The sequence below is a fragment of the Flavobacterium sp. JAS genome, from assembly GCF_020991455.1.
Taxonomy (GTDB): domain Bacteria; phylum Bacteroidota; class Bacteroidia; order Flavobacteriales; family Flavobacteriaceae; genus Flavobacterium.
In genome coordinates this window covers 231,669-254,371 of record NZ_JAJMOX010000005.1, presented here as the reverse complement: position 1 = coordinate 254,371, position 22,703 = coordinate 231,669, and the positions used below count along the sequence as shown (strand labels likewise).

Genomic DNA, 22,703 nt, shown 5'->3' with positions numbered 1-22,703 from the left:
GAAACCAACTTCCAAATCGAATATTAATTAATAAACCTATTTTTATTTTATGTTCAAGTATGATTTTGAATCAGCCAGTCCAATGCTGATTACTTTGAAAAAATCATTTGATGTTTTTCTGAAAGATAACGTGGCATTCAATTCATTTGAAAAAATTGGAGCCCAAACCGAGTTAGGTCAGGAAGTTGCCCGAATTAAGAGTGAATATGGAGACAATCTAAATGTTCAGAATTTAGATTTTCAATACAAAAAGCTTATTCAGATTGCAAGTGATATTCATCATTTGAAATTGATACACGATGATACCTTGCCAGAGTGGCTGGAAATTGAGTTAGAGAGTGTTTTTCAGAAAATAAAAAACATTTTAATAACTCTGGAATTAGAGCTTAACTAGAATAATACTTTAAGAGAATTCAATTTTATACGCAGAAATGTAACTGTATATTAATTTTAAAGACAAAAAATATGGATACCAGAATTAACCGCCCAACTCCATCAGATAGAGAAGTTGATTGGAATAAGAACAAAGTATTACTTAGTAAAACAGATACTAAAGGGACAATTCTATATGCCAATGAAGATTTTATAGATGTGTCAGGATATGATGAATTTGAGCTGATTGGACAGCCTCATAACATTATACGTCATCCTGATATGCCAAAAGTAATTTTTAAATTCTTGTGGGATAGTATTAAATCAAACCGGAATATTCATGCCATTATTAAGAATATGTCGAAAACCGGCAGGTATTATTGGGTTGTTACCGATTTTAAAATCATTGCCGACACAGATGGAGAAATCGTAGGATATTTTGGCACCAGAAAATCAGTTCCTGAGGCAATTGTTACAAAGTTTGTAGAGCCTTTGTATAAAAAGCTTGTGCAAATAGAGGAAGCCAGCGGACTCCATGCCTCTGAAGAATACCTGATTGGCTTTTTAGAAGAGCGTAAGAAAACCTATATGGAATATATTGACCATCTTGTGACGACAGGAAAAGATGATAAAAACAAAGTGAGTAAAGGTATGTTTAACGGTCTTTTTGAAAAGAAGGAAGCACCTAAGAAAAAATAATAATTAATAAACACTGTATATGCTTCATTGCGTCAAGTAAAATATTCAAAATTTAAAATTTGCCCCCCAACAAATCCGAATCACCTTTAGAAATGGTAATTGAATATTTAGAACTTAAAAACAAACTTAAGTTTGATACAATGAAGTATATTTTTTTCTAAGTCGCTTAGATTCTAAGTCTCTAAGTTACTAAGTTTTGAATTTCGTTTTTAGAGAGAATAATCAAGTAGTTACTAGTAGTAAATCTAAAATTTCTAATCGTTTAGATCTGAAATCTAAGTCTGGCTCTAATCAAGAAGACTTAGCACCTTAGAAACTTAGTGCCTTAGCATCTTTCTAACTAATATAATTCCAGATGTTTTTCTTTTTTGTCAGCTCAATGAAAACAGCTTTTAAGATTGCATGTTCCGGTTTTTGTAATGGTCCGTCTTCTTTAAGGATTTTCATAGCATAATTTCGGGCGAGACCCAAAATATCACGGTCACGTACAATATCGGCAATTTGAAGATTTAAAACACCACTTTGTTGCGTTCCCATTAAATCCCCCGGACCACGGAGTTTAAGATCAACTTCGGCGATTTCGAAACCATCATTGGTTTGTACCATAGTTTGCATCCGGGTTTTACTATCATCACTCAATTTATGACTCGTCATCAAAATACAGTAACTTTGTTCGGCACCACGACCAACACGACCGCGTAATTGATGCAGCTGCGATAATCCAAAACGCTCTGCACTTTCGATAATCATCACACTCGCATTTGGTACATTTACACCAACTTCAATAACTGTTGTTGCCACCATTATATTGGTTTTACCTTCAGAAAAGCGTTTCATTTCGGCATCTTTATCAGCCGGTTTCATTTTTCCGTGTAAGATAGAAATCGAATATTGCGGTAACGGAAAATCACGGGAAATACTTTCGTAACCGTCCATTAAATCTTTGAAATCCATTTTTTCAGATTCCTGAATCAACGGATAAACAATATAAATCTGTCTTCCGAGTGCAATTTCATCCCGAAGAAATTTCCAGACCTTCAAACGATTACTGTCAAAACGATGTACAGTTTGTATAGGTTTTCGGCCAGGAGGCAATTCATCAATTACAGAAATGTCCAAATCGCCATATAAACTCATTGCTAAAGTTCGCGGAATAGGAGTGGCGGTCATCACCAAAACATGCGGAGGAACTTCGTTTTTCTTCCATAATTTAGAACGTTGCTCTACACCAAATCTGTGCTGCTCATCGATTACGGCCAAGCCTAGATTCTGAAATTGTACCTTATCTTCTAATAAAGCATGAGTTCCTATTAAAATGTGTAAGCTACCGTTTTCAAGTTCTTCATGAATGATTTTTCGGGTAGCAGTTTTAGTCGAACCGGTAAGTATTTTGATATTTATGTCTAATGTTTGTGCCAATTCTGATAAACCAATAAAATGCTGATTTGCCAGAATTTCAGTCGGAGCCATCAAACAAGCCTGAAAACCGTTATCAATTGCCAAAAGCATGCTCATAAATGCCACGATAGTTTTTCCGGAACCAACATCTCCTTGCAATAAACGGTTCATTTGGGCATTGCTCCCCATGTCTGAACGAATTTCTTTGATTACCCTTTTTTGAGCATTGGTAAGTTCAAACGGTAGATGATTCTGATAAAACTCATTAAAAAACTCACCCACTTTTGTAAACGGATGCCCTTTTATTTTATGTTTCCGAATTAGGTTCTTGGTAATTAATTGCAATTGGATAAAGAATAATTCTTCAAATTTTAATCGGAATTGTGCTTTCGCCAAAGCTTCGGTACTTTTAGGAAAATGTATGTTGAATAAAGCCGCTCTTTTTGATATTAGTTTTATCTCTTCGATTAAATAAGAAGGAAAAGTTTCGGTAAATAAAGCTTGAGTTTCTATAAACAATTGCTCCATCATTTTATTAATCGTCCTATTTGAGATTCCTCTGTTTGCCAAGGTTTCAGTCGAAGGATAAACGGGCTGCATGGCCGAGCGAAGACTTTTTTCATGCTCAGTTAATAACTCAATTTCAGGATGTGCCATACTAAATTGGCTTCCGTATAAAGAACATTTCCCAAAAATCACACAAACTTCATTCAGTTTTAGACTTTCGCGAATCCATTTATGTCCCTGAAACCAGTTTAGATCAATTTGTCCGGTATCATCTACGAAAGTGGCAACCAGACGTTTTTTATTTTTGGCAAATTCAACCGTTTTTATATTGATTATCTTTCCAATAATCTGAACTTCGGCACCTGTATTTTGAAGCTCATTTATCTTATAATAACGTGTTCGGTCGATATATCTATTTGGGAAAAAATTGACTAAATCTCTATATTTATGAATTCCCAATTCCTTACGAAGCAATTGACCACGGTTTGGGCCAACACCTTTTAGGTATTCGATGGGAGTTTCAAGGAGATTATTAGACATTTTTTTTAGGCTTCTGAGATTTTTAGATAGTTATATTTTAGAAAATAGAGTATAGAAAAAAGAGAATAGATTTTTGTCTATAATTCTATCTTCTATACTCTTTTGCTTTTGGAAAAGCGAAGATAGATTTTAATTAGGAAATTTGAAAATGTTATTATGTACTCCCTTTTGCAATCTTAGATAAAGGTTTGTATTTTTTAGTGTTATTCGGTGTTAAATTTAAAGATAGGAGACGCAACCATTTTACGAAAGTATAATCTTAATAATGATAACTTAAAACTTTGAAAATGAAAAATTTCACACTTCTATTTGCTTTTATTTTTATTCTTGTTTCGTGCTCATCTAATGATTCAGGTGATAAAGCTTTAACTTCTGATTATCTCGGAAAATGGACCAATGTTATTGCTGCTAATGATAGGAGTAATCCCTATGTTTATCGAGAAACTTATGAATTTAAAAAAAATAACACTTTTACAAAGACCAGAGTAGATAATAATGTAACTACTACAGCATCAGGAATATTTAAAACGACTACAAGCGAAAGAGGAATTAGTTTTAAACTAACTTATAGTAGTGATAGTATTTTAATATTAAATTGTTCGAATAGTTTGACAGAAGATTTGACTATTACTAAAGCAGGTTACCTGGACAATGACGGGCGGGCGTGTGATGCTGAGTCAATGTATGAGAAAACGAAATAAAAATCGTAAATTTGCTAAACCATAAAAAAGTATTCAGTTTTTAAAATTGAATACTTTTTGTTTTTAAAATTAAAAAATAAAATGACAACACATTTAGCACTTTTAAGAGGAATCAACGTTTCAGGACATAATATGATGAAAATGGAAGCATTAAAAACAATGTTGGAAAATATTGGTTTTAAAAATGTGCGAACCTATCTTCAATCCGGAAATGTTTTTGTTGACACAGAAGAAGAAAGTGCATCCAAAGTTGGTTTTATGATCAAACAGGAAATCTTTAAAGTTTTCGGTCATGAAGTTCCTACGATTGTAATTACCAAAGAAGATTTGGAATTGTGTTTTAAAAACAGTCCATTTTTGAAAGAAAAAGATATTGATACGAAAAAGTTATATGTTGCTTTTGTATCGATTACTTTAAAAAGTGAAAATATCAATGATCTAAAAATAAGTCAGTTCAAACCCGATGAAGCCAGTATTGACGGTAACCGAATTTTTATTAAATACGATGTAGGCGCAGGAAAAACCAGATTTGATCAAAAATATATTGAGAAAAAATTGAATGTAACAGCAACAATTAGAAACTGGAACACGGTTACTAATTTGTTAAACATGTACTCGGAATAATTAGAGAATATGTCAATTAGAAAATTAGATAATTATAAGGCGTTCTAAAATTATCTCATTGACACATTTTCTAATTATCAAATTTAGTTTTTAGGAATCAAATCACAATACCAGAATCCAAAATCAAAAGCATCGCTTGAATTTGTATCACAAGCTGTGTTTGAAGACTCTTCTGTTTTAGGTTTTTCATATTTACGATAAACAATTTCTCCAATTTCAAAATTTATTGGTTCAGAAAAAATTGGCCCATCAAAAGTAAAGGTGTGAAATTCGCCATTTTCGCCACAAACATCAACATTATCTGGTAAATCATTTATAAAATCCTGGTCAATTACCCGACCAACAAAACTTTTATCTAAGTAACGTTCGTTTACACAAACCACAATAGTTTTGAATCCTAAAGCAATAAATTCCTGAATTAAATCATGTGTTGGAATTTTCCAGATCGGGAAAACGCCTTCAAATCCTAGTTTGGCTAATTGATCTTCACGGTATTTTCGCAAATCTTCCAGAAATATATCTCCAAAAACCGAATGTGTAATACCTTGTTCTTTTAATTCGGTTAAGGTTTTGGTCATGACATTCTCGTAAACCTCCATCGTTGGCATTTCGGGAATTTGTAGAATTTCAAGTGGTAAACCAATGCTTTTTGCCTGCGCTTCAAGTAATTCAACACGAACACCATGCATCGAAATGCGCTGAAACTGTTGGTTGACACTCGTTAGTAAACATTCGATTTTGAAATCAGGGTTTTGTAAAATTTTGTATAAAGCAAGCGCTGAATCTTTTCCGCTGCTCCAGTTAAATAAGGCTTTTTTGGGTGTTGACACGATAATATAATTTTCTGATGGTAAACTTACAAATTTCGTTCGATTTGTTGATGAAACCTTTGTAACTTTGGATCTTTGCCCTCAAATTTATTCTTAATGAAATATATTCTTTTATTCTTTACCAGTTTCATTTTTGCACAACAAACCCAATTTGTCGATTTTAAATCGGTTAATGCGCATTTGAAATTAAATACCACAGATAAATCGATTGCAGGATCAGTAGAATATCAGTTTGATGTTTTAAAGCCAATTGATACAATTAAAATTGATGCCAAAGACATGGAGTTTTCTAAAATTCTAATCAATCAAAAAGAGGTCAATTTTATAAATACAGGGAAACAATTACAGATCATCAATAATTTTGAAAAAGGCAAAAATCAGCTGACTTTTGATTATTGGGCAAAGCCAAAACAGGCGTTGTATTTTATAGCTATAGAAAATTCTAAAGTACAGATCTGGACGCAAGGGCAGGGAAGATACACCAGTAATTGGTTTCCGAGTTTTGACGATGTCAATGAAAAATTGATTTTTAATTTGGGAATTACTTTCAACAAAGAATATCAGGTAATTTCAAACGGAGTGTTAAAAGAGAAAATTGCAAATGGAGATTTAATCGAATGGCAGTACAGAATGGAAAATTCAATGAGTTCTTATCTGGCCATGCTTTCCATTGGAAAATATGATAAAAAAGAACTAAAAGCCAAGTCTAAAATTCCATTAGAATATTATTTAGAAAATAAAGATGTAAACCGTTTTGAATCTACTTATCGTTATTCGAAGCGAATTTTTGATTTTTTAGAGAAAGAAATTGGTATAAATTATCCGTGGGAAATCTATAGAGAAATTCCGGTTCGTGATTTTTTATATGCCGGAATGGAAAACACAACTTCAACGCTTTTTGCAACGCGTTATGTAGTAGATTCTATTGGTTTTGAAGACCGAAATTACACCAATGTTGATGCTCACGAATTAGCACACCATTGGTTTGGCGATTTAATTACCGCCGAAAGTAGTACGCATCATTGGCTACAGGAAGGTTTTGCAACTTATTATGCTTTGCTTGCGGAGAGAGATATTTATGGCGATGATTATTTTTATTCGAAGTTGTATGATACAGCGCAACAAATCAAATTTGCTTCCAGAACAGATTCGGTTCCGGTTCTGAATGCTAAAGCAAGTTCTCTGACTTTTTACGAAAAAGGTGCCTGGGCATTGTTTGTTTTGCACGAATCGATTGGAGATAAGGCATTCAAAAAAGCCATAAAAAGTTACTTGAAAAAGTATGCTTATCAAAATGTAAACACACAAAACTTCTTTGATGAAATTAAGAAAGTTTCTAATTTTAATTTGGAGAAATTTCAAAAAACATGGCTAGAATCGCCAACGTTTGATACTGCTGAAGCAAATACTTTATTGAGTAAAAATAAAACAATTCAGATTCGTTTAGAAGTTGATAAATTAAAGAAAACACCATTAGCAGAAAAAGAAGTTTTTCTAAAAAAGACTTTAGAATCTGATGCTTTTCCAAGTATAAAACAAGCTATTGTTGATCAGTTGGTAAATGAAAAATATGAAGCCAAGAAGGCACTTTTACTTACAGCTTTAAAAACCAATAATGTACAGGTTCGACAAGACGTTGCGAGTACTTTGACCAAGATTCCAGAAGATTTTAGATTAGAATATGAAACTTTACTGGACGATAAATCATATCAAACGCAGGAAATTGCTTTGTTTTGGTTGTGGAAAAACTTTCCGGATCATCGCTCTGAATATCTTGATAAATCCAAAAACTGGATTGGTTTTAATGATTATAATCTTCGTACAATGTGGCTTTCACTAGCATTGTCTACACCAAATTACAGCAGTGATTCTGAGGCTTTGGTTACCGAATTAATTTCTTTTTCATCTACAAAATATGAAGCTACAACAAGACAAAATGCACTTGAAAAATTAATATCATTTAAGATTATTAACGATCAGGTTTTGAGTAATTTAGTTTCGGCTACAACGCATCATATGTGGCAGTTTTCTAAGTTTGGAAGAGAGACAATTCGATTTTTATTAAAAAATTCGGAGATGCGTGTTTCATTTGAGAGAATTTTGCCTAATTTGACCCCCGATGAACAGTTTCAATTGGATCGTTTATTGAAAGAGAATGAGGTGAAGAAGCAAGAATAGTGAAGTTGAGAATGAAGAAGAAAGATGCAAGAAGAAAAATTTGACATTTAGTGAAGGTCTTTCATCTTGACTCTAAAATCTTGTATTTTTCTAAAAAAAAGTCCAAAAACAAAACCTACTATATATTTATGAGAGCATTGGTTATTTCTGGTGGAGGAAGTAAAGGAGCATTTGCCGGCGGTGTGGCACAATACCTTATTGAAGAAAAGAATCATGAATATGATTTGTTTATAGGAACTTCTACCGGAAGTTTGCTAATTCCTCATTTGGCATTAGGTCATATCACGAAAATTCACTCGGTTTATACTAATGTCACAATGGGAAGTATTTTTAATATTTGTCCGTTTGTGGTCAAAACTAAAGATGGAGTAGATATTGTAACTATTAACCACTTCAATGTTTTACGTCAGTTTTTTAAAGGAAAAAGGACTTTTGGCGAAAGCAAAGGATTAAAGAGATATATCCAGAATAATTTTAGCCTCTCTGATTTTAATAAGCTTAAAAAACTTAATAATGACGTTATAATTACGGTCACCAATTTCACTAAAAATGAATCAGAGTATAAATCTATAAAAGATTGCACTTATGAAGAATTCTGCGATTGGTCCTGGATTTCGAGTAATTATGTTCCGTTTATGAGTTTGGTTGAAAAAAATAATTACGAATATGGCGATGGAGGGTTTTCAAGTTTGGTTCCCATTCGTGAAGCTATTAATCGTGGCGCAACAGAAATTGATGTAATTATATTAGAAACGGAAGTAAATATGGACAAAACCGTTATTGGTAAAAATCCATTTTCGTTAATGATCGATTTATTCCGAATTGCCTTAGATCAGGTTGAAAAACACGATATTGCTATAGGAAAACTTATGGCAAGTAATAAGGATGTGAAACTTAACTTATATTACACACCAACAAAATTGACTAATAATGCACTTATTTTTAATAAGGAAGTGATGAAAGTATGGTGGAAACAAGGTTATGAATATGCTCAGAATAAATCTGAAATTATGAGTGATAACAGATAGATTTTAGAATGTAGATTTTAGATTTTAGATTTTTGGATGAATAAAGATACGCCTGCATCGGTTTCATTCAAAAATCTAAAATCAGAATTCTGAAATTGTTTTCTACCAGAGTTCAGAAACCTCGTTTTTAATATACGCTAATGCAGCATTGCTAGGAGATTGTTTCTCTAATAAATCATTCAGAATTACTTCACGCAATTTATCTGCACTGTCAACACGATCGCTCATCGCAGTTTTACGAATGATTTGGATTGTTGAGTTTTTAGCAGTTGTAATAATTGTCCAACATTCGTCAGACATATAAATTTGCTGTGTTAAATTGTGTTCAAACTCTTGCTCGATTTGGTCGATTACATAGTTTTCGTAATCGTGTTTTTCGTTAGAAATTGGCGCAATTCTGATCAATAGTTTAGTAAGGTTGATACGTTCTAAATATAAAGTCATACGTTCGTAAGCCTGTAAACGTATTGGTAAAGACTGTTTTTGATATTCTCTGTTTAATAAAAAAGCACGTTTCTTATCGTTGTTTTTAATATGCAGTTCAAAAAAACTGTAAGCTACAAATCCAGTAACTACAGCAGGTAAAGTATAACTGGCTAATTCTATAATTCTTGTAAAATCCATTTGGTTCAATTTTTCAACAAAAATATAATTTTTGCTGAGAAAACAAGATTAATTCTATTGTAATAAACAAAACGGAAGTCTACTTTTGTAAACTATTCTCAAAACCTACCGAAACACATTATTAATGGATTCATATATCATAATTTTACTTTGTTTAGCTGCTTTTGCTGCAGGATTTATAGATGCTATTGTTGGCGGTGGCGGATTGATTCAAACTCCAATGGGATTGATTTTATTGCCTAATTTACCTGTTTCTACTGTTATAGGAACTCTGAAATTACCGGCATTTACCGGAACCACTTTTGCGGCTTTTCAATACCTGAAAAAAGTTTTTATTCAATGGAGATTACTCTTAATTATGATGTGTCTGGCAGTTCCGTCGGCATTTTTGGGTTCTACTTTATTGACTTATGTAAGCAACGATTTTATGAAGCCGCTTTTATTGGTGGTTTTGTCTCTTTTGTTGATTTATACTTATGCTAAAAAGAATTTTGGACAGCATGTAGCCAAGGATCATTCGGCTAAAACGCAAATTTTATATGCGATTGTTATTAGTATAATTGTTGGTTTCTACGACGGATTTATTGGTCCCGGAACTGGAAGTTTTCTGGTTGTTGCTTTTATTGCCTTAATGGGGTTTGACTTTTTGCACGCTTCCGCGAATGCTAAAATGGTAAATCTTGCAACGAATTTTGGGTCAATTTGTTTGTTTATGCTAAAAGGTAAAATTATTTGGGTAATTGCAATTCCAATGGCAATTAGCAACGGACTTGGCGGATGGCTTGGAGCAAAACTGGCCATTAATAAAGGAAATGGTTTTATTAGAGTTTTCTTTTTAATTGTAGTAATCGGAACTTTAATCCGATTTGCTTATGATGTGTTTTTTAAGTAAGGTTCTAAGATGCTAAGGTTCTGAGTTGCTGGGGTTTTTTAGTAATATTCTGTTTTACTTAGTGCTCTAGTAGCTTAGTGGCTCTGTAACGTAAAAAAAATGTTCTAATCTAGCCCCGATAAAGGCGGTATCCTCGTAATGAAACGGAGAGATAAAGCCGAAAGCGGGAAACCATGTTTAATAAAACACCTATTTTTTGGCTTCAAAAAAAATAAGAACTTAGCAACTTAGAACCTAAGAAACTTAGTAGCTATTTCAATCATTAATTCTTATTTTTGCATCACTTATGGAGAAAAATTTCATGCAAAAATACATTGACCAGCTCAATGAAGCACAACGACAACCCGTTCTGAAAAAAGACGGGCCGATGATTATTATTGCTGGCGCAGGTTCGGGAAAAACCCGTGTTTTAACTATTAGGATTGCTTATTTGATGGCGCAAGGTGTTGATGCTTTCAATATTTTGTCACTTACGTTTACCAATAAAGCGGCCCGTGAAATGAAACACAGGATTTCGGATATTGTGGGAGCATCTGAAGCAAAAAACTTATGGATGGGAACTTTTCACTCGATTTTTGCGCGTATTCTGCGTGCAGAATCGGATCATTTGGGATATCCATCTAACTTTACAATTTATGATTCTCAGGATTCGGCGAGACTGATTTCTTCAATTATTAAAGAAATGCAGCTGGATCGTGATATCTATAAACCGAAACAAATTTTAGGACGAATTTCAAGCTATAAAAATAGTTTGATTACGGTAAAGGCATATTTTAACAATCCTGAATTGGTTGAAGCCGATGCAATGGCAAAAAGACCGCGTTTAGGAGAAATTTATCAGCAATATGTAGAGCGTTGTTTTAAAGCAGGTGCGATGGATTTTGATGATTTATTATTGAAAACCAATGAGTTATTAACGCGTTTTCCGGAGGTTCTGGCAAAGTATCAGAATCGTTTTAGATATATTTTGGTTGATGAGTACCAGGATACAAATCACTCTCAATATTTGATTGTTAGGGCTTTATCTGATAAATTTCAGAATATTTGTGTGGTTGGTGATGATGCACAGAGTATTTATGCTTTCCGTGGAGCAAATATTAATAACATCCTGAATTTCCAAAAAGATTATGAAGGCGTTATAATGTTTCGTCTGGAGCAAAATTACCGCTCAACGAGAAATATTGTTGAAGCGGCAAACACTGTGATGGAGCATAATAAAACGAAACTGGATAAAGTAGTTTGGACGGCAAATGATTTTGGACAAAAAATTAAAGTTCACCGTAGTTTGACGGATGCCGAAGAAGGACGTTTTGTAGCAAGTACCATTTTTGAACAAAAAATGATGAACCAGTTGCATAATGGTTCTTTTGCGATTTTGTATCGTACTAATGCTCAGTCACGTGCAATGGAAGACGCGTTGAGAAAACGTGATATTCCGTATAGAATTTATGGTGGATTATCGTTCTACCAACGTAAAGAGATTAAGGATGTTTTGTGTTACTTACGTTTGGTAATTAACCCAAAAGATGAAGAGGCTTTGGTTCGTGTGATTAATTATCCTGCTCGTGGAATTGGTGACACAACCGTCGAAAAACTTACAATTGCTGCCAATCATTACAAACGTTCGATTTGGGAAGTAATGGTAAATATCGATAAAATTGACTTAAAATTAAACTCAGGAACAAAGAATAAAATCAATGATTTTGTGACGATGATTCAGAGTTTTCAAGTTATTGATCAAAACCAGGATGCTTTTTATATTACAGATTATGTAGCTAAAAAGACAGGTCTTGTTCAGGAACTGAAGAAAGATGCTACGCCGGAAGGAATGGCAAAAATTCAGAATATTGAAGAACTTTTAAACGGTTTAAAAGATTTTACTGAAGGACAAAAAGAAATTGACGGTGCAAGAGGGGCTTTATCTGAATTTATGGAAGATGTGGCGCTTGCAACCGATTTAGATAAAGATACATCTGATGAAGATCGTGTGGCTCTGATGACGATTCACTTGGCAAAAGGTCTTGAGTTTCCTCATGTTTTTGTGGTAGGAATGGAAGAAGATTTGTTCCCGAGTGCGATGAGTATGAGCACAAGAAGCGAATTAGAGGAAGAACGTCGTTTATTTTACGTAGCTTTAACACGCGCAGAGCATCAGGCTTATTTAACGTATGCACAATCGCGTTATCGTTGGGGAAAATTAACAGATAGTGAACCATCACGTTTTATTGAAGAAATTGATGGGCAATATCTGGAATATTTGACTCCGGCAGAAACTAATTATCGTTATAAATCACCAATTGATGGAGATATTTTTGGAGACATTGATAAATCGAAATTGCGATTGGCAAAGCCAATTGGATCAACGCCGCCAAAACACGTTACCGATAATACACCAAAACCGGATCTTAATATTCGTAAATTAAAACCAGTTGCCGGAACGAACCCGAGTAATAATTCGGCTCCAAATTTATTTGATAATAAATTGACAATTGGAAATGTGGTTATGCACGAACGCTTTGGAAAAGGAGAAGTGGTTAACCTTGAAGGTGTTGGACCTGATAAAAAAGCCGAAATTAAATTTGAAGTTGGAGGTCTCAAAAAATTATTGCTTCGATTTGCGAAATTGGATGTAGTTGGCTAAAAATGTTTCAAGTTTCAGGTTTCAAGTTACCTTAAAAGGAACTTTAGACTTGAAACAAATTAAACTTTAAACAAAAAAGAGGAATGGCTGAGTTCATAAAAATATATCCGGATAAACCTAGTGAAGCTGCAATTGCCAAAGTGGTAAAAGTGCTTCAAAACGGAGGTTTAGTAATTTATCCAACTGATACTGTTTACGGTTTAGGTTGTGATATTACCAATTCGCGTGCTTTAGAAAAAATTGCAAAAATTAAAGGTGTGAAATTAGAAAAAGCAAATTTTTCATTCATCTGCCATGATTTGAGTAATTTATCAGATTACGTTCGTCAGATTGATACATCGACATTTAAAATTCTAAAAAGAGCTTTACCAGGACCTTATACTTTTATTTTACCGGGAAATAATAATTTACCTAAAGAGTTTAAAAAGAAAACTACTGTTGGTATTCGTGTTCCGGATAATAATATTGTTTTAGAAATTGTTCGTCAATTAGGAAACCCTATAGTTTCGACTTCTATTCGTGATGAAGATGATGTGATTGAGTATACTACAGATCCTGAATTGATTTTTGAGAAATGGCAAAACATTGTAGATTTGGTAATTGATGGTGGTTACGGAGATAACGTAGGTTCAACCATAATCGATTTATCAGATTATGAGCCTGTTATTGTCAGAGAAGGTAAAGGTGATATCGATATTTTGTAAATAAATACTGAAATTGCTTAATAGTTAAAAATAAATAACTAATTTTATTACAGTTAAAATTTAGTTAGTTAATTTAAAATAATGTTATTCTTGATTTGTATTTAATTGGTTATTAAAAAAATTAAGGGTACATAAAAAAGCAGGTCAATTGACCTGCTTTTTCTGTATTATAAAGTATGTAAAAACTAGATTATTTAGCTTGTTTTTTCATTTCTTTTTCAATCATATCATAGAATTGATCGATTTTTGGCATAACCACGATACGAGTTCTTCTGTTACGAGCTTTGTTTTCTGGAGTATCATTAGCAACTAATGGTACATAAGAACTTCTACCTGCAGCGATTAATTTTGCTGGGTTAACACCAAGATCGTTCGTTAATACACGTACAATAGATGTAGAACGTTTAACACTTAAATCCCAGTTGTCTAAGATTATACCATTGCTTTTGTAAGGAACGTCATCTGTGTGACCTTCAACCATACATTCAAAATCAGGTTTGTCATTTACTACTTTTGCAACTTTAGCCAAAACAGATTTAGCTTTATCGCTTACATCGTAGCTACCACTTTTAAATAATAATTTATCTGCAATAGAGATAAATACAACTCCTTTTTCAACATTGATTTCGATATCTGGATCGTTGATTCCAACTGCTCCTTTTAAACTTGTAACTAAAGCTAATGTTACACTGTCTTTTTTAGTTAAAGCATCTTGAAGTCTAGATATTTTTAAATCTTTTTCTTTTAAACTTTCTAAAGATTTTTCAAGATTTTCAGCTCCTTTAGTAGTCAATACAGTTAAATCTTTAGAGCTATTGATTAAGTCTTGATTGTGTGCTTTGTAACTTTCAGCTGTAGCAGCCAGTCCAGCTTTTTCTTCAAGACAAGAATTTAATTTTACGGTGCAAGAGTTTAATAAATCTTGTGTCTCTTTGTTCTTAGCTTCTAATGCTGCGTATTGCTTTTTCGATACACACGAAGATAAGGCCATTAGTACTGTTAGTGCGATAACTATTTTTCTCATAGGTATTATATTTAATTAAACGTTGATTACAAATTTAGTTTTTAATATTTTGTTTAGTGTTAAAGATTTCTTTAAAAACACCCAATTTCCTGATGTAATACAAGTAAACGATACTTTTGACGGTATAGTATTGTTGTATTTGAAAATCTTTTCTTTTTCTTAGATATTTTAAAGATATGCAATAAAATGAAAAATGTGCCTTTAAAATAGCAAAAGTATGACTGAACTTCCCTTGCATAAGAAATCGGATACCGGCAATACCATCTAAAACCATTCGAAAGAAAATTACAAAAAACAGCCCTTTCTTTGGTAGGTTTTTGACAAGCATTAATAGTGAATTTCTAAAATTCAAAAATGTCTTTCTTGGATTTCCTTGTTGTAATGTGGCACCTCCAACATGATAAACAACAGATCCTGAATTGTACTTTATAATATGTCCCTCATTTGCAGCTCGCCAGCATAAATCAATTTCTTCCTGATGCGCAAAAAAGCTTTCGTCAAATCCGCCTAACTCTTTATATACTTCGCTTCTGATAAAAAAACAAGCTCCGGACGCCCAGAATAATTCACAATTATCATTGTATTGCCCATTGTCTTTTTCGATAGTATCAAAAATTCGGCCACGACAGAACGGAAACCCGTATTTATCAATAAATCCACCAGCTGCACCGGCATATTCAAAGTATTCTTTATTCTTAAAATCAAGAATCTTTGGCTGAATTATAGCAGTTTGTTTCTCGGCGTCAAAAGTTTGAATTATAGGTTGTAACCAATTCTCTGTCACTTCAATATCCGAATTTACTAAAGCATAAATTTCAGCATTAATATGTTGTAAAGCATCGTTATAGCCTTTTGCAAAGCCATAATTTCCGCTATTTTGAACAATTTTGATAGATGGAAAATTTTGTTTGACAAAATTTATAGAAGCATCAGTCGAAGCGTTATCTGCTACATATATAGTGGCTTCTTCTGAAAATTGAATAATTGAAGGTAAAAATTGCTCCAACAATTTCACACCATTCCAATTTAAAATGACGACAGCTATTTTATCCAAAAGTAATTTTTGTTTTATTTGAGTATTCTTTATTTATTATAATCCGGCAGCTCCCTTAAAAACTGGTATTTTTCGTTTTCAAAATCCATTTGGCAATAAAAATGGCTGAGACCATTCGTTACATTCAAAAACCGTGCCTGCATTGTCATATTATAACGGGCAATTTGATCAAAAGTTGCCTGAGAAATTTTAACCTCAGGTGCTTTGCACTCTACTAATATATGTATAGAACCATCAGAATTAAAGACAACAACATCGTAACGTTTTCGCAATCCGTTGACGGTTAAAACCTTTTCTACATTAATAAGTGATTTGGGGTACTTTTTTTCATTCATTAAAAAATGAACAACATGTTGGCGAACCCATTCTTCGGGTGTAAGAATGATAAATTTTTTCCTGATTTCATCAAAAATAGACACTTTATTTTCGCTATTTTTGAATCGGAAACTATAAGTAGGAAAATTTAATTGCTGCATAGTGCAAAAATATAAAATAGTTTTAGGTTTCAGGTTTAAACTTGAAACTTTAAACTTGAAACAAAATAATTTGAATGGATGAAGTTGTAAAAATTGTTAATGATATAAAGGCCGGAAACATCAAACCAATATATTTTTTGATGGGCGAAGAACCTTATTATATTGACAAATTATCGGAGTATATTGAGCAGAATGTTCTTTCTGAAGAAGAGAAGGGATTTAACCAAACCGTATTATACGGTAGAGATGTTTCTGTAGAAGATATAGTTTCAACGGCCAAGCGCTATCCTATGATGTCTGATCGTCAGGTTGTTATCGTGAAAGAGGCACAAGATTTATCAAGAACAATTGATAAAATAGAATCGTATGTTAATAATCCAATGGAAACTACGGTTCTGGTTTTTTGTTACAAATACAAAACTCTTGATAAACGTAAAAAAGTCACAAAACTTTTGGCTCAAAACGGAATCGTTTATGAGAGTAAAAAACTATATGAAAACCAGGTTGGCGATTGGATAAAACGTGTTCTTGCGGGAAAAAAATATACAATTGATCCAAAAGCAAACGCCATGTTGGTGGAATTTTTAGGAACTGATTTGAGTAAAATCAACAATGAATTAGAGAAATTACAGATTATCTTACCGCAAGGAACTGTAATTACACCACAACACATTGAGGAAAATATTGGTTTTAGTAAAGATTACAATGTCTTCGAACTTCGAAAAGCTATCGGAGAACGCAATCAGTTAAAAGCCTACAAAATAGCGGAGAATTTCGCACATAATCCAAAAGAGTATCCATTAGTAATGACTACAGGATTAGTCTTTGGTTTTTTTGTCCAGCTTTTAAAATACCACGGATTAAAAGATAAAAACCCTAAAAATGTTGCCACTGCTATTGGCGTAAATCCTTATTTTCTAAAAGAATATGATTTGGCATTAAAAAATTATCCAATGCGAAAAGTGAGTCAAATTGTTGGAGCTTTACGTGATGTTGATGTTAAAAGTAAAGGAGTAGGAGCTAATGCATTGCCACAGTCAGATTTGTTAAAAGAAATGCTGTACAAAATATTTAATTAAGCCGTGAAAATTCACGATATTTGCACTTCTAAAAATAAATCACATTAAAAAATAATTATTTCAATTATGGGAATGAATAAAAATACCGTTTTAGGATGGGCTACTTTTATAATGATACTTATGGGATTGTTACTTATAGGTCTTGGAGCTTTTAGATACAGTGATGTGTCAGGCTGGGGATTTGCAGCTACAGGAGTTGGTTTCTTAGCCAATGCCTGGGTTTTTAATGCGTTGAAAGGTAGAGTTTAGCAAAATTCAACATCAATTGAAGAATCAATTGCGATATAAAATCAATAAAAAATAATTAATCAAAATTAAAAATAAACAGAATGTCAGACGATAAGAAAGTAATTTTCTCAATGCAAAAATTGAGCAAAACCTATCAGGGAGCAGACAAACCAGTACTTAAAAATATTTATTTAAGCTTTTTTTACGGAGCTAAAATTGGTATTCTTGGATTAAATGGTTCTGGAAAATCTTCTCTTTTAAAGATTATTGCCGGTGTAGATAAAAATTATCAGGGTGATGTGGTTTTTCAACCAGGTTATACTGTAGGTTATTTAGAGCAAGAACCTATTCTTGATGATTCTAAAACAGTTATCGAAATTGTTCGTGAAGGAGCTGCAGAAACTATGGCGGTTTTAGAAGAATACAATCAAATTAATGATTTATTCGGTCTTGAAGAAAACTATTCCGATCCTGATAAAATGGATAAGTTGATGGATCGTCAGGCAGCTTTACAAGATAAAATTGATGCTCTTGGTGCTTGGGAAATCGACACCAAACTTGAAATCGCAATGGATGCTTTGCGTACTCCAGAAGGAGATACGCCAATCAAAAACCTTTCAGGAGGTGAGCGTCGTCGTGTGGCTTTATGTCGTTTGTTGTTGCAACAACCTGATGTATTGTTACTTGATGAGCCTACCAACCACTTAGACGCTGAGTCTGTTCTTTGGTTAGAGCAACATTTAGCACAATATGCTGGAACTGTAATTGCGGTAACGCACGATAGATACTTCTTGGATAATGTTGCAGGATGGATTCTTGAGTTGGATAGAGGAGAAGGAATTCCTTGGAAAGGAAACTATTCTTCTTGGTTAGACCAAAAATCAAGCCGTATGGCACAAGAAGAAAAAGTAGCTTCAAAACGTAGAAAAACTTTAGAGCGTGAGCTTGACTGGGTTCGTCAGGGAGCAAAAGGGCGTCAGACAAAACAAAAAGCACGTTTACAGAATTACGACAAATTATTAAACGAAGATCAAAAACAACTGGATGAAAATCTAGAAATTTATATCCCGAACGGTCCACGTTTAGGAACAAATGTTATTGAAGCTAAGAATGTAGCCAAAGCTTTTGGAGATAAATTATTATACGATAATTTAAATTTCACTTTGCCGCAAGCAGGAATTGTTGGGATTATCGGGCCAAACGGTGCTGGTAAATCTACCATTTTCAAAATGATTATGGGTGAGCAAGCTACAGATAGCGGAGAATTTTCAGTTGGTGAAACCGTGAAAATCGCTTACGTAGATCAATCTCACTCTAACATTGATCCGAATAAATCTATCTGGGAAAATTTTGCCGATGGTCAGGAATTAATTATGATGGGTGGAAAGCAAGTAAACTCAAGAGCTTATTTGTCACGTTTTAACTTTGGTGGAGGCGAGCAAAACAAAAAAGTTTCAATGTTATCAGGTGGTGAGCGTAACCGTTTGCACTTAGCAATGACATTGAAAGAAGAAGGAAACGTACTTTTACTAGATGAGCCTACGAATGACTTGGACGTAAATACACTTCGTGCACTTGAAGAAGGTTTAGAGAATTTTGCTGGTTGTGCCGTTATTATTTCGCACGACAGATGGTTCTTGGACAGAATTTGTACACACATTCTAGCTTTCGAAGGAGATTCTGAAGTTTATTATTTCGAGGGTGGTTTCTCTGAATACGAAGAAAACAAAAAGAAACGTTTAGGTGGTGATTTAACTCCAAAACGTTTGAAATACAGAAAATTGATTAGATAGTTTCTAATAAATTTCAAATTTTTTAAAATCCCAAATTCCAATTTTTAATAGATTGGGATTTGGGATTTTTTTATGTTTTTTTAGCCAAATTCTGGTCATTTAGAGGAACGAGAAATTACCGTGAGAAGCTCGACAAAGAATATCGACAATTGTTATAGGCTAACTATTGTCATTTCGACGAAGGAGAAATCTTCGCAAGTAACTCCGCAACGAGAATCCAATCTTTGTAGAGCTTCTCGCGAAGATTTCTCCTTCGTCGAAATGACAAACATTACGCTAAAAATTGGAATTTGGAATTTAATAAATTGGAATTTATAAAAACTTCGCTTTCAATTCCGGAGAAGGAATCATGCAGCTTTCTTTTTTACCGTACCACTTATAGCGGTTTTTGGCAATATAATCGTAAACAAAATTTCGGAGTTTTTCTGGAAATATTTTTAAAACAGAAAACAAACTATAAATTCCACCAAGTTCTTCTGCAATTTCAATAGCGGCTGAAGATTTGTAATAATATGCCACACCAGGATTGTATAAAATTATGCTGTCAATTTTAGTTTGATCAACAGCTATATATTTACAAATTTCGATTCCCAATTCAGATTGCAAAGCGACAAATCTAAAAATATCTTTTTTATCATGTTTGATAACAAACTGAACTGCACTATTGCATAAATTGCAAACGCCATCAAAGAGGATTATTTTTTTATTTTTTGGAAGGTCTTGCATTTTGAAAAAAGTTTCAAGTTTAAGGTTTCAAGTTTTCTTAGCTTTGTCAAAGTTTCAAACTTTGACAAAGCTAACTTCTAGTTTGTCATTTCGAGGAACGAGAAATCACACTAGAAACTCCGTAATCTAAATCCACTATGTTTGTCGAGTCACACGTGTGATTTCTCTTTCCTCGAAATGACAAGATTGTGTCTTTTTGGTTGTTTTTAAGTGATTGATTTTTTCTATTAAAATGAATAATTTTATAATTTTTATAAATCAAAAGTGATCTTCATAAATGATTTTTAAGCTATTTTTAAAAACAATCGATCTTCGTTTACTGCTAATTGGTAAATCTGCGCTTAAATCGCTTTATTTGAATTTCGACTTATTTTTACAGTTTTAATGACTGAAAACGGCTACTGAGAATTAAAATTTTACTTCTTCCCAGCTTCAACAAATTCCAATTCATCTAAACTTACTTTTGAAGTAAAGATTCCATAATTAACCGTAGCTTTATTTTTTTCGATTGAATCAATACTTCCAACAGATCTTCCGTCCAACATTCTTACGCGATCGCCAACTTTTAAAATTGGTTTTGGTTTCTCGATAACTGGTTTGAGTTTCTTCTCTTTTTTCTCTTTTCTAATTTCTTCAACCTGTACAGTTACTTCGGCAATAACTTCTTTTTTCTTTTCTATTATTGCTTTGGTTTCCTTTGGAGTAGCTTTTTTGCGTTTTGAATTTTCGATTTCAATAATTTTCAAAAATTCTCCAATAAGTTCTTTCTTGTTTTTATTGTTGAAATATTTCTCTGATATATCTTCTATTTTCTGACCAATGTAAATTGTCTTTTGGTTGCTGTCATATAATTCTTGATAGCTTTCCAGTTTTTGTTTGATTTTTACATTGATGCTTTCCATCTTTTTGCCTTCTTCGCGCGCTCGGGTTTCTTCTTCTTTTAGATTTATAGAAGTTTTTTCGAGTTTCGATCTTTCTTTCTGAAGCGTTGCGATGGTTTTGTCAAAACGAACCTTTCCAACTTCAATTTTCTTTTTGGCGCGATTAATTAATCCAAACGGGATTCCGTTTTTCAGAGCGACCTCAAAAGTAAACGAACTTCCGGCCTGACCTAAAGCTAACTTGTACATAGGTTCAAGCGATTTTTCGTCAAACATCATATTTGCATTTGTAGCAAAAGGCAATTCGTTAGCCAAAATTTTCAAATTGGAGTAATGCGTTGTAATAATTCCGAAAGCTTCACGATGGTAGAATTCTTCTAAGAAAATTTCCGCCAAAGCGCCACCCAATTCCGGATCAGAACCAGTACCAAATTCGTCAATCAAAAACATGGTTTTCTTGTTGCACTTTTTCAAGAAGTAATTCATGTTTTTTAAACGGTAACTATAAGTACTTAGATGATTTTCAATAGATTGATTGTCTCCAATATCCGTTAAAATTCTGTCAAACAAGAAAGTTTCACTTCTTTCATGTACCGGAATCAACATTCCAGATTGCAGCATTAATTGCAACAAACCAACCGTTTTTAGCGAAATTGTTTTTCCACCTGCATTGGGTCCTGAAATTACAATGATTCGGTTATCTTGTTTTAATTCAATAGTTTGCGGATGTGTAATTTCGTTTTTCTGCTTATTATTCAAATACAAAATCGGATGATAAGCTTCTCTAAAAAACAATCTTCTTTCTTCTGTAATCGTTGGTAAGATTCCGTTTATTCTATTGGCATATTTTGCTTTTCCGGCAACGACATCAATATCACTTAAAAATTCCTGATACTCAATTAACAAAGGTAAATATGGACGAATCTGATTTGATAATTGTTTTAGAATTCTTGTAATTTCTTCTTTTTCCTCGTATTCGAGATTAGCGAGTTCACGAGAATATTGTAAAGTTGCTTCTGGTTCAATATAAGCGATACTTCCGGTTTTGGAACTCCCTAAAATAGAACCTTTTACTTTACGGCGATACATTGCTAAAACGGCTAAAACCCTACGGTTCTGCACAAAGCTTTCTTTAATATCATCTAAATATCCAAGGCTATTATTGTGAGAAAGAGCAACTCCAAAACTGTGGTTTACTTTTCCTCGAACAATATTCATATTCTGGCGAATGCTTGATAAAGCCGGGGAAGCATTGTCTTTTATTTCGCCATACTTATCTACGATGGCATCTATTAAGGTAACAATGTCTTTTGTGTATTCAACTCTTGAGGCTCTTGCATTTAAGTTTGGATAATAGTCATCAAACTTTTTAAGGAAATTCAGTAAGAAATTTGATGTTGACGAAAGTGTTGCAATTTTTCTAAAACTTCCAAGTTCCAGAAAACTATCTTCAATTGCTAAAAACTTAATTTCGTACGTTATAGCGTCAAATCCGTGATTTGGAATTGCGTTGTTATTTTGAAAAGACGAAACATACTCTGATGTTTGCATTAAGGCCTGCATCAAAGTTTCTTTGTCTCTAAAAGGTGTTATTTGTAAAGCTTTTTCTTTTCCAATATCTGTATTACAACCATCTGAGATAGTTTCAAGTACTGTTGGAAATTGTAAATCTTGTAATGTTTTTTCGGTAATGGATATCATTAT

Annotated in this window: 20 protein-coding genes; 12 read left to right on the top strand and 8 right to left on the bottom strand. The window is 33.2% G+C overall.

Annotated elements, in window-relative coordinates; genetic code table 11:
- Positions 1-49 precede the first annotated feature (49 nt).
- On the top strand, positions 50-394 hold the full coding sequence (locus tag LPB88_RS09070) for a hypothetical protein (RefSeq protein ID WP_230714765.1): 345 nt from the start codon (positions 50-52) through the stop codon (positions 392-394).
- A 71-nt stretch (positions 395-465) separates the two neighbouring features.
- Positions 466-1,071, top strand: a complete 606-nt coding sequence (locus LPB88_RS09065) for a PAS domain-containing protein (RefSeq protein WP_230714763.1) — start codon at positions 466-468, stop codon at positions 1,069-1,071.
- Between the two features lie 336 nt (positions 1,072-1,407).
- Here LPB88_RS09065 and recG read toward each other — a convergent pair whose 3' ends face one another.
- Positions 1,408-3,516: an ATP-dependent DNA helicase RecG gene (gene recG, locus LPB88_RS09060; protein WP_230714762.1), complete on the bottom strand. Its 2,109-nt coding sequence runs from the start codon at positions 3,514-3,516 to the stop codon at positions 1,408-1,410.
- Between the two features lie 287 nt (positions 3,517-3,803).
- Between recG and LPB88_RS09055 the strand changes: the two genes are divergently transcribed.
- Positions 3,804-4,217, top strand: coding sequence for a hypothetical protein (locus LPB88_RS09055; RefSeq protein WP_230714760.1), 414 nt, complete (start codon positions 3,804-3,806; stop codon positions 4,215-4,217).
- An 81-nt stretch (positions 4,218-4,298) separates the two neighbouring features.
- Positions 4,299-4,841, top strand: coding sequence for a DUF1697 domain-containing protein (locus LPB88_RS09050; protein WP_230714758.1), 543 nt, complete (start codon positions 4,299-4,301; stop codon positions 4,839-4,841).
- 83 nt (positions 4,842-4,924) lie between these two features.
- Here the strand turns inward: LPB88_RS09050 and LPB88_RS09045 are convergent, their stop codons facing one another.
- Positions 4,925-5,671: a diphthine--ammonia ligase gene (locus LPB88_RS09045; RefSeq protein ID WP_230714756.1), complete on the bottom strand. Its 747-nt coding sequence runs from the start codon at positions 5,669-5,671 to the stop codon at positions 4,925-4,927.
- 96 nt (positions 5,672-5,767) lie between these two features.
- On the opposite strand from LPB88_RS09045, the gene LPB88_RS09040 reads away from it, so the two are divergent.
- Together LPB88_RS09040 and LPB88_RS09035 are read left to right on the top strand one after the other, a co-directional pair.
- Entirely contained in the window at positions 5,768-7,849 is a 2,082-nt protein-coding gene (locus tag LPB88_RS09040; RefSeq protein ID WP_230714754.1) for a M1 family metallopeptidase, read from the top strand.
- A gap of 128 nt (positions 7,850-7,977) precedes the next feature.
- The gene (locus LPB88_RS09035) at positions 7,978-8,877 is read left to right on the top strand and encodes a patatin family protein (protein WP_230714752.1); all 900 of its coding nucleotides are present in this window, start codon (positions 7,978-7,980) and stop codon (positions 8,875-8,877) included.
- Between the two features lie 102 nt (positions 8,878-8,979).
- Here the strand turns inward: LPB88_RS09035 and LPB88_RS09030 are convergent, their stop codons facing one another.
- A complete protein-coding gene (locus LPB88_RS09030; protein WP_230714750.1) occupies positions 8,980-9,501 on the bottom strand; it encodes a hypothetical protein in 522 nt (173 codons plus the stop codon).
- 124 nt (positions 9,502-9,625) lie between these two features.
- Here LPB88_RS09030 and LPB88_RS09025 point away from each other — a divergent pair, with 124 nt between their 5' ends.
- The 3 genes from LPB88_RS09025 (at position 9,626) to LPB88_RS09015 (ending at position 13,738) form a co-directional block, all read left to right on the top strand.
- Complete coding sequence (locus LPB88_RS09025) at positions 9,626-10,393, top strand: TSUP family transporter (protein ID WP_230714749.1); 768 nt, start codon at positions 9,626-9,628, stop codon at positions 10,391-10,393.
- A gap of 301 nt (positions 10,394-10,694) precedes the next feature.
- Positions 10,695-13,034: an ATP-dependent helicase gene (locus LPB88_RS09020; RefSeq protein WP_230714747.1), complete on the top strand. Its 2,340-nt coding sequence runs from the start codon at positions 10,695-10,697 to the stop codon at positions 13,032-13,034.
- A gap of 83 nt (positions 13,035-13,117) precedes the next feature.
- Positions 13,118-13,738, top strand: a complete 621-nt coding sequence (locus LPB88_RS09015) for an L-threonylcarbamoyladenylate synthase (RefSeq protein ID WP_230714745.1) — start codon at positions 13,118-13,120, stop codon at positions 13,736-13,738.
- A 190-nt stretch (positions 13,739-13,928) separates the two neighbouring features.
- On the opposite strand, the gene LPB88_RS09010 is transcribed toward LPB88_RS09015, so the two are convergent.
- Genes LPB88_RS09010 through LPB88_RS09000 form a run of 3 tightly spaced genes read right to left on the bottom strand, consistent with a single transcriptional unit; the run spans position 13,929 to position 16,292 of the window.
- Positions 13,929-14,762: an OmpA family protein gene (locus LPB88_RS09010; RefSeq protein ID WP_230714744.1), complete on the bottom strand. Its 834-nt coding sequence runs from the start codon at positions 14,760-14,762 to the stop codon at positions 13,929-13,931.
- 34 nt (positions 14,763-14,796) lie between these two features.
- Positions 14,797-15,816: a glycosyltransferase family 2 protein gene (locus tag LPB88_RS09005; RefSeq protein ID WP_230714743.1), complete on the bottom strand. Its 1,020-nt coding sequence runs from the start codon at positions 15,814-15,816 to the stop codon at positions 14,797-14,799.
- A gap of 29 nt (positions 15,817-15,845) precedes the next feature.
- A complete protein-coding gene (locus tag LPB88_RS09000; RefSeq protein ID WP_230714742.1) occupies positions 15,846-16,292 on the bottom strand; it encodes a type I restriction enzyme HsdR N-terminal domain-containing protein in 447 nt (148 codons plus the stop codon).
- A 74-nt stretch (positions 16,293-16,366) separates the two neighbouring features.
- Here LPB88_RS09000 and holA point away from each other — a divergent pair, with 74 nt between their 5' ends.
- The 3 genes from holA to ettA all read left to right on the top strand — a co-directional run bounded on the left by holA (position 16,367) and on the right by ettA (position 19,392).
- Positions 16,367-17,371 (top strand): DNA polymerase III subunit delta, encoded by a 1,005-nt coding sequence (gene holA / locus LPB88_RS08995; protein ID WP_230714741.1) that lies wholly within the window; start codon positions 16,367-16,369, stop codon positions 17,369-17,371.
- A 66-nt stretch (positions 17,372-17,437) separates the two neighbouring features.
- Positions 17,438-17,620: a CAL67264 family membrane protein gene (locus LPB88_RS08990; protein ID WP_230714740.1), complete on the top strand. Its 183-nt coding sequence runs from the start codon at positions 17,438-17,440 to the stop codon at positions 17,618-17,620.
- A gap of 80 nt (positions 17,621-17,700) precedes the next feature.
- Complete coding sequence (gene ettA / locus LPB88_RS08985; protein WP_026985169.1) at positions 17,701-19,392, top strand: energy-dependent translational throttle protein EttA; 1,692 nt, start codon at positions 17,701-17,703, stop codon at positions 19,390-19,392.
- Between the two features lie 312 nt (positions 19,393-19,704).
- Here ettA and LPB88_RS08980 read toward each other — a convergent pair whose 3' ends face one another.
- Positions 19,705-20,118, bottom strand: a complete 414-nt coding sequence (locus tag LPB88_RS08980) for a thiol-disulfide oxidoreductase DCC family protein (protein ID WP_230714739.1) — start codon at positions 20,116-20,118, stop codon at positions 19,705-19,707.
- Positions 20,119-20,534: 416 nt separating this feature from the next.
- Positions 20,535-22,700, bottom strand: coding sequence for a DNA mismatch repair protein MutS (locus tag LPB88_RS08975; protein ID WP_230714737.1), 2,166 nt, complete (start codon positions 22,698-22,700; stop codon positions 20,535-20,537).
- Between the last annotated feature and the right edge of the window lie 3 nt (positions 22,701-22,703).